This is a genomic window from Rhodococcus sp. GQ147, assembly GCF_059759155.1.
In genome coordinates this window covers 1-16745 of the sequence record NZ_JCAXDU010000018.1, presented here as the reverse complement: position 1 = coordinate 16745, position 16745 = coordinate 1, and the positions used below count along the sequence as shown (strand labels likewise).

14 protein-coding genes and 3 tRNA genes are annotated in these 16745 nt (G+C 68.0%); 14 read left to right on the top strand and 3 right to left on the bottom strand.

Features of this window, described 5'->3' with window-relative positions; all coding sequences use genetic code 11:
* Nucleotides 1-71 precede the first annotated feature (71 nt).
* From AC6CID_RS19250 to AC6CID_RS19225, 6 genes are all read left to right on the top strand, one after another.
* Nucleotides 72-2012, top strand: coding sequence for an acetolactate synthase large subunit (locus AC6CID_RS19250; protein WP_024101384.1), 1941 nt, complete (start codon nt 72-74; stop codon nt 2010-2012).
* A complete protein-coding gene (gene ilvN / locus AC6CID_RS19245) occupies nt 2009-2512 on the top strand; it encodes an acetolactate synthase small subunit (protein WP_006554535.1) in 504 nt (167 codons plus the stop codon). Before AC6CID_RS19250 ends, ilvN begins: the two co-directional genes overlap by 4 nt.
* Nucleotides 2513-2562: 50 nt before the next feature.
* A complete protein-coding gene (ilvC, locus tag AC6CID_RS19240) occupies nt 2563-3564 on the top strand; it encodes a ketol-acid reductoisomerase (protein WP_170318577.1) in 1002 nt (333 codons plus the stop codon).
* Between the two features lie 118 nt (nt 3565-3682).
* A complete protein-coding gene (locus AC6CID_RS19235) occupies nt 3683-5455 on the top strand; it encodes a SulP family inorganic anion transporter (RefSeq protein ID WP_024101383.1) in 1773 nt (590 codons plus the stop codon).
* 128 nt (nt 5456-5583) lie between these two features.
* Nucleotides 5584-7176, top strand: a complete 1593-nt coding sequence (gene serA / locus AC6CID_RS19230) for a phosphoglycerate dehydrogenase (RefSeq protein ID WP_006554532.1) — start codon at nt 5584-5586, stop codon at nt 7174-7176.
* Nucleotides 7177-7256: 80 nt separating this feature from the next.
* A complete protein-coding gene (locus tag AC6CID_RS19225; RefSeq protein ID WP_033097800.1) occupies nt 7257-8267 on the top strand; it encodes a 3-isopropylmalate dehydrogenase in 1011 nt (336 codons plus the stop codon).
* A 99-nt stretch (nt 8268-8366) separates the two neighbouring features.
* On the opposite strand, the gene AC6CID_RS19220 is transcribed toward AC6CID_RS19225, so the two are convergent.
* Complete coding sequence (locus tag AC6CID_RS19220) at nt 8367-9563, bottom strand: MFS transporter (RefSeq protein ID WP_121209064.1); 1197 nt, start codon at nt 9561-9563, stop codon at nt 8367-8369.
* 110 nt (nt 9564-9673) lie between these two features.
* On the opposite strand from AC6CID_RS19220, the gene AC6CID_RS19215 reads away from it, so the two are divergent.
* The 5 genes from AC6CID_RS19215 (at nt 9674) to AC6CID_RS19195 (ending at nt 12591) form a co-directional block, all read left to right on the top strand.
* Complete coding sequence (locus AC6CID_RS19215) at nt 9674-10450, top strand: fumarylacetoacetate hydrolase family protein (protein WP_006554529.1); 777 nt, start codon at nt 9674-9676, stop codon at nt 10448-10450.
* 66 nt (nt 10451-10516) lie between these two features.
* The gene (gene gltX / locus AC6CID_RS19210) at nt 10517-11989 is read left to right on the top strand and encodes a glutamate--tRNA ligase (protein ID WP_006554528.1); all 1473 of its coding nucleotides are present in this window, start codon (nt 10517-10519) and stop codon (nt 11987-11989) included.
* 215 nt (nt 11990-12204) lie between these two features.
* Nucleotides 12205-12276, top strand: a tRNA-Gln gene (locus tag AC6CID_RS19205).
* Nucleotides 12277-12362: 86 nt separating this feature from the next.
* A tRNA-Glu gene (locus AC6CID_RS19200) sits at nt 12363-12435 on the top strand.
* A gap of 83 nt (nt 12436-12518) precedes the next feature.
* Nucleotides 12519-12591: transfer RNA gene (locus AC6CID_RS19195), tRNA-Glu, on the top strand.
* A 53-nt stretch (nt 12592-12644) separates the two neighbouring features.
* On the opposite strand, the gene AC6CID_RS19190 is transcribed toward AC6CID_RS19195, so the two are convergent.
* On the bottom strand, nt 12645-13157 hold the full coding sequence (locus tag AC6CID_RS19190) for a pyridoxamine 5'-phosphate oxidase family protein (RefSeq protein WP_006554527.1): 513 nt from the start codon (nt 13155-13157) through the stop codon (nt 12645-12647).
* A 105-nt stretch (nt 13158-13262) separates the two neighbouring features.
* Nucleotides 13263-13964, bottom strand: coding sequence for an IclR family transcriptional regulator (locus tag AC6CID_RS19185; protein WP_006554526.1), 702 nt, complete (start codon nt 13962-13964; stop codon nt 13263-13265).
* 116 nt (nt 13965-14080) lie between these two features.
* Here AC6CID_RS19185 and leuC point away from each other — a divergent pair, with 116 nt between their 5' ends.
* From leuC to AC6CID_RS19170, 3 genes are all read left to right on the top strand, one after another.
* On the top strand, nt 14081-15508 hold the full coding sequence (leuC, locus tag AC6CID_RS19180; protein WP_019288377.1) for a 3-isopropylmalate dehydratase large subunit: 1428 nt from the start codon (nt 14081-14083) through the stop codon (nt 15506-15508).
* Between the two features lie 28 nt (nt 15509-15536).
* A complete protein-coding gene (gene leuD / locus AC6CID_RS19175) occupies nt 15537-16133 on the top strand; it encodes a 3-isopropylmalate dehydratase small subunit (protein ID WP_006554524.1) in 597 nt (198 codons plus the stop codon).
* 170 nt (nt 16134-16303) lie between these two features.
* Nucleotides 16304-16745: HU family DNA-binding protein (locus tag AC6CID_RS19170; protein WP_498354328.1), on the top strand; the 442-nt coding region annotated here is incomplete at its 3' end.

Sequence of the window (16745 nt, the reverse complement as noted above, 5' to 3'; positions counted from 1 at the left end):
GCCACCCTCGTACAGCAGACTTGCTGACGAGGGTTTTTTGTTGCCCGGAGCCAGAATCAGAGGAATTCGCAGTGAGCGCACCAACCGCACGGCCTCAACCCTCGCCGCGAAAGCCGGGGTCCGCCACCCCGACTCCCGCAGCTGCCGCGACGCAGCCCGCCAATCGACGCCAGGTCGCCCCCGAGCGGGTCACCGGCGCCCAGTCGGTGGTCCGCGCACTCGAGGAACTCGAGGTCGACACGGTATTCGGCATTCCCGGCGGCGCGATCCTGCCCGTCTACGACCCGATCTTCGATTCGCGGCGCGTGCGCCACGTGCTCGTCCGTCACGAGCAGGGCGCCGGGCACGCTGCCACCGGTTACGCCCAGGCCACCGGCAAGGTCGGCGTGTGCATGGCCACTTCCGGTCCGGGCGCGACGAACCTCGTCACCCCGCTCGCCGACGCGCAGATGGACTCCGTGCCCCTCGTCGCGATCACCGGCCAGGTCGGTCGCCCGCTCATCGGTACCGACGCCTTCCAGGAAGCCGACATCTCCGGCATCACGATGCCGATCACGAAGCACAACTTCCTGGTCACCGACGGCGCCGACATCCCGCGCATCCTGGCCGAGGCGTTCTACCTCGCCTCCTCGGGCCGACCGGGCGCGGTCCTCGTCGACATCCCCAAGGACATCCTCCAGGCACAGACCACCTTCAGCTGGCCGCCGGAGATGCACCTGCCCGGCTACCGCCCGGTGACGAAGCCGCACGGCAAGCAGGTCCGCGAGGCCGCGCGACTGATCGCCGACGCGAAGAACCCGGTGCTGTACGTCGGCGGCGGTGTCATCAAGGCCGAGGCGTCGGCCGAGCTGCTCGAGCTCGCCGAGCTGACCGGCATCCCGGTCGTTACGACGCTCATGGCCCGCGGTGCGTTCCCCGACAGCCACAACCTGCACTGCGGCATGCCCGGCATGCACGGCAACGTCGCCGCGGTGGCCGCACTGCAGAAGAGTGACCTGCTCATCACCCTCGGTGCCCGCTTCGACGACCGCGTCACCGGTCAGCTGGACTCCTTCGCGCCCGACGCCAAGGTCATCCACGCCGACATCGACCCGGCGGAGATCGGCAAGAACCGGCACGCCGACGTGCCGATCGTCGGTGACTGCAAGGAGGTCATCGTCGAACTGCTCGAGGCGATCCGCGCCGACCTGGCGACCGGCACGAAGCTCGACTACACGGCATGGTGGGCCTACCTCGACGACATCCGTCGCACCTACCCGCTGAGCTACGACCGTCCCACCGACGACACCCTGTCGCCGCAGTACGTCATCCAGGCCGTCGGTAAGCTCGCCGGTCCCGACGCGATCTACTGCGCAGGCGTCGGTCAGCACCAGATGTGGGCGGCGCAGTTCGTCGACTACGAGAAGCCGCGCACCTGGCTCAACTCCGGTGGTCTCGGCACCATGGGCTACGCGGTGCCCGCCGCGATGGGCGCCAAGATGGGTTGCCCCGACACCGAGGTGTGGGCCATCGACGGCGACGGCTGCTTCCAGATGACCAACCAGGAACTCGCGACGTGCGCCGTCGAGGGTGTGCCGATCAAGGTCGCGCTCATCAACAACGGCAATCTCGGCATGGTCCGGCAGTGGCAGACCCTCTTCTACGAGGAGCGATACTCGAACACCGACCTGGCGACGCACTCGCTACGCATCCCCGACTTCGTCAAGCTCGCCGAGGCCCTCGGCTGCGTGGGCATCCGCGTCGAGCGCGAGGAAGACGTCGAGCCTGCGATCCGCCGGGCGCAGGAGGTCAACGATCGTCCCGTCGTGATCGACTTCATCGTCGGCAAGGACGCGCAGGTGTGGCCGATGGTCGCCGCCGGCACGAGCAACGACGAGATCATGGCGGCTCGCGACATCCGGCCGCTGTTCGACGACGACGCCGCTGCCGACGATCCCGCCGTCATCCACGAGACCATCGACGCGCTCGAAACCCGCAGCGAGAACGCTGCGGCCCAGGAGGAGACCAAGTGAGCACGAGTCACACCCTCAGTGTTCTCGTCGAGGACAAGCCGGGCGTGCTCGCCCGAGTCGCATCGCTGTTCTCGCGACGCGGCTTCAACATCGAATCCCTTGCCGTCGGTGGCACCGAGGTGCCCGACATCTCGCGGATGACGATCGTGGTGACCGTCGACGAGTTCCCGCTCGAGCAGGTCACCAAGCAGCTCAACAAGCTCGTCAACGTCATCAAGATCGTCGAGCAGGAGGACGAGGCGTCCGTCGCCCGCGAACTCGTGCTCATCAAGGTGCGCGCCGACGCGAGTGTACGCACCCAGGTCATCGAGACGGTGAATCTGTTCCGCGCCAAGGTGATCGACGTCTCGCCCGAGTCGCTGACCATCGAGGCGACCGGTACGCGGTCCAAGCTCGACGCGCTGTTGCGCATGCTCGAACCGTACGGAATCCGCGAGATCGTCCAGTCCGGTGTCGTCGCCGTCGGACGCGGTCCGAAGTCCATCACGGCTACCCGTTAGCCTTAACACACCCATACTTGCTGAAAGAGGTAATCACTGTGGCAGTCGAGATGTTCTACGACGACGATGCCGACCTGTCGATCATCCAGGGTCGTAAGGTCGCCGTCATCGGCTACGGCAGTCAGGGACACGCGCACTCGCTGAGCCTGCGCGACTCGGGCGTCGACGTTCGCATCGGTCTGAAGGAGGGCTCGAAGTCGCGGGCCAAGGCCGAGGAAGCCGGTCTCACCGTCGGCACCCCCGCCGAGGTCTCCGAGTGGGCCGACGTCATCATGATCCTCGCGCCCGACACCGCCCAGGCGTCGATCTTCACCAACGACATCGAGCCCAACCTGAAGGACGGCGACGCGCTGTTCTTCGGCCACGGCCTCAACATCCACTTCGGTCTCATCACCGCTCCGGAGAACGTGACCGTCGCGATGGTCGCCCCCAAGGGCCCCGGCCACCTCGTGCGTCGTCAGTTCGTCGACGGCAAGGGCGTTCCCGCGCTCATCGCCGTCCATCAGGACCCCAAGGGTGAGGGCCAGGCGCTCGCGCTGTCCTACGCCAAGGGCATCGGCGGCACCCGGGCCGGCGTCATCAAGACCACCTTCAAGGAAGAGACCGAGACCGACCTCTTCGGCGAGCAGGCCGTGCTCTGCGGTGGCACCGAGGAGCTCGTCAAGACCGGCTTCGACGTCATGGTCGAGGCGGGCTACGCCCCCGAGATGGCCTACTTCGAGGTTCTCCACGAGCTCAAGCTCATCGTCGACCTCATGTACGAGGGTGGCATCGCCCGCATGAACTACTCGGTGTCCGACACCGCGGAGTTCGGCGGCTACCTCTCCGGCCCGCGCGTCATCGACGCCGGCACCAAGGAGCGCATGAAGGAGATCCTGAAGGACATCCAGGACGGCACCTTCGTCAAGCGTCTCGTCGCCAACGTCGAGGGCGGCAACAAGGAGCTCGAAGGTCTGCGCAAGCAGAACGCCGAGCACGGCATCGAGGTTGTCGGCAAGCAGCTGCGCGACCTGATGAGCTGGGTCGATCGCCCCATCACCGAGACGGCGTGACAGCCACCTGATCCGGTCACGGCGGCCCGGTACCCCTACGGGGGTGCCGGGCCGCCGTCGTCGGTGCGCGTGAGCGATGTCGCAGCCACGGGCCGAGGCCGCGGAGGATACTTGGCTGATGTGGCTCCTCGCCGCGTTCGGGCGGCTCCCGGGTGTCGCCACCGCACGGTCCTACCGGCGGGGGTGGCTGCGGGGCGACGTCACGGCGGGTCTCGCGCTCAGCGCCCTGCTCGTCCCCACCGGCATGGGATATGCCCAGGCGGCGGGACTGCCGCCCTACACAGGTCTCTACGCGACAGTGGTGCCGATGCTCGTGTACGCGGTGGTCGGTCCGTCCCGGATCCTCGTGCTCGGACCGGATTCCGCGCTCGCCCCGCTCATCGCGGCCGCGGTGATCCCGCTCGCCGCCGACGGTGACCCGCAGCGTGCGGTCGCCCTCGCCGGTGTGCTCGCCCTCCTCGTCGGGGCGATCCTCCTCGTCGGGGGGATACTCCGCTTCGGATTCCTGACCTATCTGCTCTCCACACCGATCCGGGTCGGTTTCCTCAACGCGATCGCGATCATCGTCATCGTCGGGCAGCTCCCGCTCCTGCTGGGCACCTCGGCCGACGAATCCGGTGTCGTCGCCGAGGTTCTCGACGTCGTCGACGACGTCTTCGAGGACGGTGTCGAACCGGTCGGACTTCTCCTCGGCGCCGGCACCCTCGCTGTGATCCTCGTGCTGCAGAAGGTCGTTCCCCGCATACCCGCGGTGCTCGTCGCGGTGGTCGCCGCCTCCGCGGCGGTCGAGGTGTTCGGGCTCACCGATCGGGTGGAGATGGTGGGGGCGCTGCCCTCCGGGATCCCCGCGCCCGTTCTGGGCGGTATCGAACGGGGAGACGTGATCGAACTGCTCGCACCCGCGGTCGCGGTCGCCGTCATCGCGTTCGCCGACACCGCGGTGCTGTCGCGCTCGTTCGCGCTCCGACGGGGCGAGGACGTGGACGGCAGTTCCGAGATGCGCGCCCTCGGTGTGGTGAACATCGCAGCCGGTGCGACGGGCGGATTCCCCATCTGCGGCAGCGGCAGTCGCACTCCCGTCCTCGAACAGGCCGGAGCGCGTACCCAGCTCGCGGGTGCCGTCGGAGCGGTGACGGTCGCGATCTTCCTGCTCGCCGCGCCGGGGGCGACGGCGTACCTGCCGCAGGCCGCGCTCGCTGCCGTCGTGATTGCCGCGGCGAGTGCGCTCGTCGATGCGAAGGGGCTCGGTCGCCTGTGGCGGGTCAACAAGATCGAATTCTGTTTGTCCTTCGCCGCATTCGTGGCGGTCGGTCTCGCCGGTGTGTTGAGGGGTGTACTCGTCGCGATCGCATTGTCGTTGGCGGTCGTGATCGTGCGTGCCTGGCAACCCCACCGGACCGAACTCGTCGAACTCGAGAACATCGCCGGATATCACGACCGGGAGCGGCATCCCGAGGGCCACCGCATCCCGGGTCTCGTGCTCGTGCGATTCGACGCTCCGCTGTTCTTCGCGAACGGTGTGATCCTCACGAAGTTCGTCCGTGAACTCGTCCGCGAACGCGAGGACCGTATCGAGTGGGTGGTACTCGCGGCCGAACCGATCACGGATTTAGACATCAGCGCCGTCGAGGAGATCGAACGTCTCGACGACTACCTCGCCCACAGGGGGATACGGCTCGCCTTCGCCGCGATGAAGGGGCCGGTCAAGGACAAGTTGCACCGGATGCAATCGGGGAATCGCTTCGGGGCCGGTCGATTCCATCCGACCGTCCGCACTGCCGTGGTGGCCTTCCGGCACCGGAACCAGCCCGGCATCGAGCGCAGTGTGCTCGACGCACCCCCGCAGGACATCGTCCCGCCCCCGCGGAAGGATCGGCCCGCACCACCGTGATCCCGGTCCCGGTGGCCCCGTGGGAGGGGCCGGGGCACTAAACTGTGGGCGGTCGCGGGTGCCCACGCATGCTGTCGGGCGCGAGCGCCGTCGACCACTCACACATTCACGACACAGGGAGTCCGCACGTGAGCCAGAATGGCCGTCCAGTAGTCCTGATCGCCGACAAGCTTGCGCAGTCGACCGTCGATGCGCTCGGTGACGGTGTCGAGGTGCGCTGGGTCGACGGCCCCGACCGCCCCGCCCTGCTCGCGGCCGTGCCCGAGGCCCAGGCGCTGCTGGTCCGCTCCGCGACCACCGTCGACGCCGAGGTGCTCGCTGCGGCGCCCAACCTCAAGATCGTCGGTCGCGCCGGTGTCGGCCTCGACAACGTCGACATCGCTGCTGCCACCGAGCGCGGTGTGATGGTCGTCAACGCGCCCACCTCCAACATCCACTCCGCCGCCGAGCACGCGGTCGCGCTCCTCATGTCCGCGGCGCGGCAGGTTCCCGCCGCCGACCGCACCCTGCGTGAGCGCACCTGGAAGCGGTCGAGCTTCAACGGCACCGAAATCCTCGGCAAGACGGTCGGCGTCGTCGGCCTCGGCCGCATCGGCCAGCTGTTCGCCCAGCGTCTCGCGGCGTTCGAAACCCACGTCATCGCGTACGACCCCTACTTGCCGGCCGCCCGCGCCGCACAGCTCGGCATCGAGCTCGTCGACATCGACGAGCTGGTCGCCCGCGCCGACTTCATCTCGGTGCACCTGCCCAAGACCAAGGAGACCGCCGGCCTGATCAACGCCGAGCGTCTGTCCAAGGCCAAGGACGGCGTCATCATCGTCAACGCCGCCCGCGGTGGCCTGATCGACGAGGACGCGCTGTACGACGCGCTCGTCGAAGGCAAGGTCCGCGCTGCCGGCCTCGACGTCTTCGAGACCGAGCCGTGCACCGATTCGAAGCTGTTCGACCTCGACAACGTCGTCGTCACCCCGCACCTCGGTGCATCCACCGCCGAGGCCCAGGACCGCGCCGGTACCGACGTTGCCAAGAGCGTGCTGCTCGCCCTCGCCGGCGAGTTCGTGCCCGATGCCGTCAACGTCTCCGGTGGCCCCGTGGGCGAGGAGGTCGCGCCGTGGCTCGAGCTCGTTCGCAAGCTCGGTCTGCTCGCCGGCACCCTCTCGCCCGAGGCCGTGCAGAACGTGCAGGTCGTCGTCAGCGGTGAGCTCTCGGCCGAGAACACCGACATTCTCGGCCTGGCCGCCCTCCGCGGCCTGTTCTCGGCGAGCAGCGACGAGCCCGTCACCTTCGTCAACGCCCCCAAGCTCGCGGAGCAGCGCGGCGTGACGGTCGAGGTCGAGAAGGTCAGCGAGGCCACCACGCACCGCAGCGCCGTCGAGGTCCGCGCCGTGGCGCCGGACGGACACGTCACGTCCGTCGCGGGTGCGCTCACCGGCCTGCAGCAGGTCGAGAAGATCGTCAACATCAACAGCCGCAGCTTCGACCTCCGCGCCGAGGGCCACAACCTGATCGTCCACTACCAGGACCGTCCGGGTGTCCTCGGAACGCTGGGCACCGTGCTCGGCAACGCGAGCATCGACATCCAGGCCGCGGCGCTGAGCCAGGACGCGGAGGGCCCCGGCGCCACCGTGATCCTCCGTGTCGACCGCGTCGTCGGCGACGCCGAGGTCGGACAGATCACCGAGGCGCTCGACGCGCGCGTCGCCCAGGTCGACCTGTCCTGATCCTTCGGTTCTCCATCATCCGGTGGCCGCGACCGTCTGCACGGTCGCGGCCACCGTCGCACAGGAAGTGAGTAGTGCTCATGAAACTTGCGGTCATCCCAGGTGACGGCATCGGTGTCGAGGTCACGGCGGAAGCTCTCAAGGTGCTCCGCGCCCTCGTCCCGGATCTCGAGACGACCGAGTACGACCTCGGTGCTCGCCGGTACAACGCGACCGGCGAACTCCTGCCCGATGCCGATCTCGCCGCGATCCGCGAGCACGACGCGATCCTCCTCGGTGCCATCGGCGATCCGTCGGTCACGCCGGGCATCCTCGAACGCGGTCTCCTCCTGAACATGCGGTTCGCACTCGACCACCACGTCAACCTGCGGCCGTCGCGCCTGTACCCGGGCTCGAAGTCGCCGCTCGCCGCCGACCACGAGATCGACTTCGTCGTCGTCCGCGAGGGCACCGAGGGCCCGTACACCGGCAACGGGGGAGCGATCCGCGTCGGCACCCCGCATGAGATCGCCACCGAGGTCTCGGTGAACACCTGGTTCGGAGCCGAGCGCGTGGTCCGCTACGCCTTCGAGCTCGCGCAGACCCGCCGCAAGCACGTCACGCTCATCCACAAGACGAACGTGCTGTCGAACGCCGGCGCCATCTGGACCCGCGCCGTCGAGACCGTCGGCAAGGAGTTCCCTGAGGTCACCACGGCCTACTGTCACATCGACGCCGCGACCATCTACATGGTCGACGACCCGTCGCGCTTCGACGTCATCGTCACCGACAACCTGTTCGGCGACATCATCACCGACCTCGCCGGCGCCGTAACCGGCGGTATCGGCCTTGCCGCGAGCGGCAACATCGACGCCTCGGGCACCAACCCGTCGATGTTCGAACCGGTCCACGGCTCGGCACCGGACATCGCCGGCAAGGGCATCGCCGATCCCACCGCGGCGATCCTGTCCACCGCCTTGCTGCTGCGCCATCTCGGGCGCGAGGAGGATGCTGCACGCGTCGAGCGGGCCGTCGAGGCCGACCTCGCGAATCGTGGCCCCGGTCCGATCGTGACCACCGAGATCGGCGATCGGATCGCTGCTTCTCTTTGATCTCTGAGCGCGGATTCTCTCCGGGCACCGAGTTCTTCGGCACAAACGCGCGTGGCGCCGGCGGGTACGTCCCGTCCGGCGCCACGCGCGTTTCGCGTATCAGTCCTTCGGTATCACCGGGACCGCCGCTGCGGGAGCGATGGCGGACAGGGCGAAGGCCGCGGGGAATCCGACCGCGGCGATGAGCCCACCGAAGACCGGTCCGACGGCCGCGGCGAACACGAACTGCCCGGTGTTCTGGATCCCGAGTGCGCGGCCGCCCCAGAACGGGCCGGCGATCTCCGCGACGGCAGTGAATGCCAACCCGTTCGGCGCCGAGGTCAGGATCGACGCGACGAGCAGGACGCCCACCGCGATCGCCGAATCCGTCCACGCCGTGACGGAGAGCGCGACCATCGACACGACGACCGATGCGGCGACGAGGCGCATCGGTCCCAGCCTGCTGCCCACCCGATCGGACCAGGCCCCGGTGACGACACGTCCGAGGGCGCCGAGGATCTGGGCGGCGGTGATGACGAGACCGGCGCCGACCTCGTCCCAGCCGCGGTCGGCGATGAGCCAGACCAGGGCGTAGGTCCACACGACGTACTGCGGAACGACGAGCAGGATCGACGCGAGATGGATCCGCGTGAGGGACATGGAACTCCGGTAGGGATTGCCGAGCACGCCTGCGCGCTCGGCCTCCACCCGTCCGGGTCGGGGCGGATCCACCACGCCGACCGCGCAGACGACGGCTGCGAGCCCGCACGCGAGCATGGGAAACGAGAGCGCCCAGGCGATCCCGTGGTCGCCCGCGAGAGTGGGGATGACGAGTGCGCCCGCGGCGACACCCAGCGGCACCGACATCTGCCGGATGCCCATCGCGAGGCCGCGCTGGTGCGGCGGGAACCATCCGACCACCACGCGACCGCTCGCCGAATTGGCGCTCACGGCGCCGGCTCCCGCACACATCAGCAATAGGCCGAGCAGTGCTGCGGAGGTGGTGCGGGACAGGTCCAGTGAGGTGGTCGCGCTCGCGAGTCCCATCGAGACGGCCGCGATCCCGAGTCCGGCGGCCAGCGCGAGACGTTCGCCGAACCGGTCGGCGATCGCGCCCCACACGACGAGCGTGAACACGCCGCCGAGGATCGGTGCGCCGGCGAGGGTTCCGGCCTGGGCGAGGGTGAAGCCACCCTCCTGGTTCAGGATTGGGATGAGGAAGGCGACGCCGTTGATGACGGTGGCCTGGGAGGCCTGGGCGAGGACGCCGAGGGCCAGGATCAGCCATCGGCGCCGACCGATGTCCGGAGTGTCCATGAGTCCCACTATCTGAGAAAGTCGTACCGTTATATGAAATCTTGGTCGGACTCTATACCCGCGGCACCCGGGCGTCGATCGCAGTGTGCGCGCACCGTTAGACTCCGGACATGCGCCTTGGTCGAATTGCCAGCCCGGATGGTGTCGCGTTCGTGAGCATCGAAGGGGAGGGGAAGTCCGCGACGGCGAAGGAGATCGCCGAGCATCCTTTCGGGAACCCCACCTTCACGGGCCGGAGCTGGCCCCTCGCCGACGTGCGGATTCTCGCCCCGATCCTCGCCACCAAGGTGATCGCGGTCGGTCGCAACTACGCCGCCCACGCCGCCGAGTCGGGCAACGAGGTCCCCGACGAGCCGATGATCTTCCTCAAGCCCAACACGTCGATCGTGGGCCCGGGCGCGCCCATCGTGATTCCGCCCACCACCTCGCTCGTCCATCACGAGGCCGAACTCGCCGTGGTCATCGGGCGTCCCTGCAAGGACGTCCCCGCCGCGAAGGCCCGGGAGGCGATCCTCGGCTACACGATCGCCAACGACGTGTCCGCGCGCGACCATCAGCGCAAGGACGGCCAGTGGGGCCGAGCCAAGGGCCACGACACCTTCTGCCCGCTCGGTCCGTGGATCGAAACCGACATCGACCCTTCCGATCTCGAGATCTCGGCGGAGGTCGACGGGCAGATCCGCCAACGCAGCCGCACCTCGAAGATGGTGCACGACATCCCGAAGCTCATCGAATGGATCTCCGGTGTCATGACCCTGCTGCCGGGCGACGTCATCCTCACCGGCACTCCCGAAGGTGTCGGACCGATCGAGCCGGGCAACACAGTCTCGATCACCGTCGAGGGCATCGGAACGCTCACGAATCCGGTCGTCGCCAAGGGATCCTGACCGGAGCTCGCTGCGGGGCGGATAGCCTGGGAAGGTCTCCCGTCGATCCTCAACCCTGAGCGAGTCATGACCACCAGCGAAGTACGCGTACGTTTCTGCCCGTCACCGACCGGAACCCCGCATGTGGGTCTGGTGCGCACCGCCCTGTTCAATTGGGCTTTCGCGCGTCATCACGGCGGCACCTTCGTGTTCCGCATCGAAGACACCGACGCCGCACGCGACACCGAGGAGTCGTACCAGGCGATCCTCGACGCCCTCCGGTGGCTTGGTCTCGAATGGGACGAGGGTCCGGAGGTCGGCGGACCGTACGAGCCGTACCGGCAGTCGCAGCGACGCGACCTTCACCTCGAGATCGTGCAGAAGCTCGTCGACTCCGGGGAGGCCTACGAGTCGTTCTCGACGCCGGAAGAGGTCGAGGAGCGGCACAAGGCCGCCGGCCGCGACCCGAAGCTCGGCTACGACAACTTCGACCGCGACCTCACCCCGGAGCAGCGGCAGGCATTCCTCGACGAGGGGCGCAAGCCGGTCGTGCGACTGCGCATGCCCGAAGAGGACCTCACGTGGAACGACCTGGTCCGCGGCGAGACCACTTTCAAGGCGGGCTCGGTGCCCGACTTCGCGCTGACCCGCGGCAACGGCATCCCGCTCTACACGCTCGTCAATCCCGTCGACGACGCGCTGATGAAGATCACACACGTCCTGCGCGGCGAGGACCTGCTGTCGTCCACCCCGCGTCAGCTTGCGCTGTACGCGGCGCTGCAGCGCATCGGCGTCACCGATTTCACGCCCGAGTTCGGCCACCTGCCGTTCGTGATGGGGCAGGGCAACAAGAAGCTCTCCAAGCGCGACCCGGAGTCCAACCTCTTCCTGCACCGCGATCGCGGGTTCATCCCCGAGGGCCTGCTCAACTACCTCGCTCTGCTCGGCTGGGGTCTCGCCGACGACCGCGACGTGTTCTCCCTCGACGAGATGGTCGCGGCCTTCGAGATCTCCAAGGTCAACTCGAACCCCGCCCGGTTCGACCAGAAGAAGGCCGACGCCATCAACGCCGAGCACATCCGCCTGCTCGAGCCGGAGGAGTTCGCGACCCGGCTGAAGGCGTACCTCGTCGAGCACGGCCGGATCGGGGCCGACGTCGACGACGCGCTCTTCCGGACGGCCGCCGACCTCGTACAGACCCGTATCGTCGTTCTCGGGGACGCGTGGGACCTGCTGAAGTTCCTGTTCGTCGACGACGCCGACTTCACGCTCGACGAGGTCTCCGCGGCGAAGAATCTCAAGGAGGATGCCGCGCCCGTGCTCGACGCCTCCGTCGCCGCCCTCGAGGGCCTGACCGAGTGGACCACGCCGGCGATCGAGGAGGCGCTCAAGAGCGCACTGATCGAGGGGCTCGAACTGAAGCCGAGGAAGGCCTTCGCTCCCGTGCGGGTCGCGGTGACGGGCTCGCACGTCAGCCCGCCGCTCTACGAGTCGATGGAACTGCTCGGCCGTGAGCGCACCCTTGCACGACTGCGTGCCGGGCGGGCGCGCATCGCCTGACCCCTGCATGGTCGCTCTCGGCCCGTCGTCGGCACCCGCCGGCGACGGGCCGAACTCCCTCCGGGCTCGATTTCATGCCACCGAGCTCGTCCTGAGCTCGATTGCACTCCTCTGACCAGCCGATTTGTAGTTGGTGGCGGGGTTGGTGCTAATCTTCTTCTCGGTTCGGAACGGAGGCCACAACGCCCGCAGGGCAGGCCGAAGGAACAAACCATTGGGGTATGGTGTAATTGGCAACACAGCTGATTCTGGTTCAGCCATTCTAGGTTCGAGTCCTGGTACCCCAGCTGAGACGCGGCGGTTTGCCCGCAACGTCTCAGCCAGCTATGCTGGCTGAGCTTCCTTCGGGAAGCGAAGAGAAGAAGTTCCATAGGCCCCCGTCGTCTAGCGGCCTAGGACGCCGCCCTCTCACGGCGGTAGCGTGGGTTCGAATCCCATCGGGGGTACAACGGACTACCCACCGATCTCCGGGTCGGTGGGTGTTCTTCTCTCGGAGGCGTCGGCTCGTCGATTCCTCGGAAAGTTCCAGGCCCCCGTCGTCTAGCGGCCTAGGACGCCGCCCTCTCACGGCGGTAGCGTGGGTTCGAATCCCATCGGGGGTACAACCACGAAGGCTCTCCGATCATCGATCGGAGAGCCTTTCGCGTATGGGCGGTCAGTGCGCGGCGGACGGAAGATAGGCGGCCGTCGTGCCGCCGATCTCCATGGCAGGCATCCCGAGCTTGCAGTGATCCCACGAACGCACCCGCGCGGGCACCACACGGACGGCCACCCGTTTGTGCATCATCTGCTCCACCGCGGGGCGCGCCTCCTCCGTGTACGGGGCGGTGTACCGCTCCCATACGTCGCGGCAGACCTCGAACAGGCGGTCGTGGTCGTCCACGATCTCCGCCCGCCCCTCGATCGAGACGCCACGCAACTGGTCGTAGGTGTCGCCGGCCTCGACGAGGACGGTCACGCGATCGTCGCGCCGGAGGTTGACCACCTTCTGCGATTTCGCCTTCGTCTCGAACCAGATCTCCCCGTCGAGCACCGCGTACCACATGGCGACGAGGTGCGGGGTGCCCGTCGGTCCGAGGGTCGCCAGGTTCGCGACCCGGCTGCGGTGGAGGAACTCGTCGATCTCCGACTCCGTCATCGTGATGCCTGCGCGGCGGTTGGTTCCCATGCGAAGCACTCTGGCAGAGCGTGGGGCCGCACGGCTGTCTTCCTCCCGCCCCGCCCGTGTCCCTCCTGGGCTCCACCCGGGAGGGACACGGGCATGCGGTCGGCCTCAGAGACGCTTCTGGAGCGCTTCTGCGGCGGCGAGGAGGTCGGCGGCCCAGCGGGCGCCCGGTCGGCGGCCCATGCGGTCGATGGGGCCCGATACGGAGATCGCGGCGATCACGCCACCGCTGCTGTCGCGCACGGGTGCGGCGACCGACGCCACACCGGGTTCGCGTTCGGCGGCGCTCTGCGCCCAGCCGCGGCGGCGGACCTCGACGAGCACGCGTTCACCGAAGGCCGCGTCGGGGAGGATGGCGCGCTGGGTCGCCGTATCGGCCCACGCGAGCAGAACTTTCGCGCCGGAGCCGGCCGTCATCGGAAGGCGTGCGCCGACGAGGACCGTGTCGCGCAGACCGGTCGGCGGTTCGAGAGCGGCGACGCAGACCCGCTGGGTGCCCTCGCGGCGGTACAACTGCACGCTCTCGCCGGTGATCTCGCGCAGACGGGGGAGGACGAGCGAGGCGGCCTCGACGAGCGTGTCGCCTGCGCCCGCGGACAATTCGGCCAGTCCGGGGCCGGGACGCCACTGTCCGTCGCTGTCGCGCATGAGGAGGCGGTGGACCTCGAGGCCCACGGCGAGACGGTGCGCCGTGGCACGGGGCAGGCCGGTCCGCGCGCACAACTCGTTGAGGTTGCACGGCTGTTCGGCAACCGCATGGAGGACTGTCATCGCTTTGTCCAGCACTCCGATCCCGCTATGCTGTCTCATAGGTCGATACCTCCGTCTCGCATAATGGGAAGCATATCGCATGCCGAGAACGGTGGGGACGACGCCATACGCGGCCGGACAGCCCCCGGGATCCCGCGTTCGTCACGTACGACAAGGTGGAGAAGATGGCTGGAAAGACTCTGGCGGAAAAGGTGTGGGACCAGCACGTGGTCGTGCGCGGTGAAGGAGAGGGATCGGCGCGACAGCCGGACCTGATCTACATCGACCTGCATCTCGTACACGAGGTGACCAGCCCGCAGGCCTTCGACGGTCTGCGGCTGGCAGGACGCCCGCTGCGGCGTCCCGACCTCACGATCGCCACCGAGGACCACAACGTCCCCACGGTGGACATCGACAAGCCGATCGCCGACCCGGTCTCGCGCACACAGGTCGAGACCCTGCGCCGCAACTGCGAGGAGTTCGGTGTCCGTCTGCACCCCATGGGCGACCTCGATCAGGGCATCGTCCACGTGGTCGGCCCGCAGCTCGGTCTCACGCAGCCCGGCATGACGGTGGTGTGCGGCGACAGCCACACCTCCACCCACGGCGCCTTCGGCGCACTGGCGATGGGCATCGGCACCAGTGAGGTCGAACACGTCATGGCGACACAGACGTTGTCGCTGCGGCCGTTCAAGACGATGGCCATCAACGTCGGCGGTACCCTCGCGCCGGGAGTGACGAGCAAGGACCTCATCCTCGCGATCATCGCGAAGATCGGCACCGGCGGCGGACAGGGCTACGTCCTCGAGTACCGCGGCGAGGCGATCCGCGCACTGTCGATGGAAGCGCGGATGACCATCTGCAACATGTCGATCGAGGCGGGCGCCCGCGCCGGCATGATCGCCCCCGACGAGACCACCTACGAGTTCATCAAGGGCCGCCCGCACGCCCCGAAGGGCGCCGACTGGGATGCTGCCGTGGAGGCGTGGGAGCAGCTGAAGACCGACGACGACGCGGTTTTCGACGCCGAGGTCCACATCGACGGCAGCGCTCTGACCCCCTTCGTCACGTGGGGCACCAACCCGGGCCAGGGCGCTGCGCTCGGGTCCAGCGTTCCGGTACCCGAGGAGATCGCCGACGAAACCGAGCGGTCTGCAGCGGAAAAGGCGTTGCGCTACATGGATCTCGAACCGGGCATGCCGCTGCGCGACGTGAAGATCGACACCGTCTTCGTCGGCTCGTGCACCAACGGCCGCATCGAGGATCTGCGTGCCGTGGCGGATGTCCTGCAGGGCCGCAAGGTCGCCGACGGCGTCCGGATGCTCGTCGTGCCGGGTTCGATGCGGGTGCGCGCGCAGGCGGAGGAGGAGGGTCTCGGCGAGATCTTCACCGCCGCAGGGGCCGAGTGGCGTCAGGCCGGGTGCTCGATGTGCCTGGGCATGAACCCCGACCAGTTGGCGCCGGGCGAGCGTTCCGCGTCGACCTCGAACCGGAATTTCGAAGGACGGCAGGGCAAGGGCGGACGGACGCATCTCGTCTCGCCGGCCGTGGCCGCCGCAACCGCGGTGCGGGGAACGCTTTCCGCACCGGCGGATCTGGACTAGACCACAGGACCGACGAGGAGAATTTTCGATGGAAGCCTTCACCACCCACAGGGGCATCGGCGTCCCGCTGCGCCGCTCCAATGTCGACACGGATCAGATCATCCCGGCCGTGTACCTGAAGCGCGTCACCCGTACGGGATTCGAGGACGGTCTGTTCGCCGCATGGCGCAACGACCCGTCCTTCGTCCTCAACACCCCGCCCTTCGACCGCGGCAGCGTTCTCGTCGCCGGACCGGATTTCGGCACCGGCTCCTCGCGTGAGCATGCCGTGTGGGCGTTGTCGGATTACGGATTCCGGGTCGTGATCTCGTCCCGCTTCGCCGACATCTTCCGGGGCAACGCCGGAAAGGCCGGTCTGCTCGCCGCTCAGGTCTCGCAGGACGACGTCGAACTGCTGTGGAAGCTCATCGAGCAGCAGCCCGGACTCGAACTGGAAGTGGATCTCGAGAACCGGACGGTGACCGCCGGAACCACCGTGGTGCCGTTCACCATTGACGACTACACGCGGTGGCGTCTGCTGGAGGGTCTCGACGACATCGGATTGACATTGCGCCAGGTAGACGCGATTTCCGAGTACGAAAAGTCAAGGCCGTCATGGAAACCGAGTACCCTTCCGGCGCCCTGAAAACACCCCCGAACGCGCCTTCTCCGGGCCCGGTCCGACGCTCCCGTCGGGCCGGGCCCGGAGGTTATTTGCATGAGAATCCGCGTGGCACATAGACTCTTGCCCGTTTGCGGGTCTACCGTGGACTGGAGTCGGTCTGACGGTGGACCGTGTATGTGCGGAGGAAATCAATGAACAAGGCAGAACTGATCGACGTTCTGACCGAGAAACTCGGTTCGGACAGGCGCACCGCCACCGCGGCCGTCGAGCACATCGTGGACGCGATCGTTCGCGCCGTGCACGACGGTAAGAGCGTCACCATCACCGGATTCGGTGTCTTCGAGAAGCGTCGTCGGGCCGCGCGTGTCGCGCGGAACCCGCGCACGGGTGAGACGGTCAAGGTCAAGCCGACCTCGGTGCCGGCCTTCCGTCCCGGCCAGTCCTTCAAGAACATCATCGCGGGCACCCAGAAGCTCCCGGCTTCGGGTCCGGCCGTGAAGCGCGGTGCAGCTGCAGCGGCCAAGAAGACCGCGGCAGCGAAGAAGGCGGCGAAGAAGACCACGGCGGCGAAGAAGACCACCGCCACCAAGTCGACCGCGGCGAAGAAGACCACCGCAGCGAAGAAGACCACGG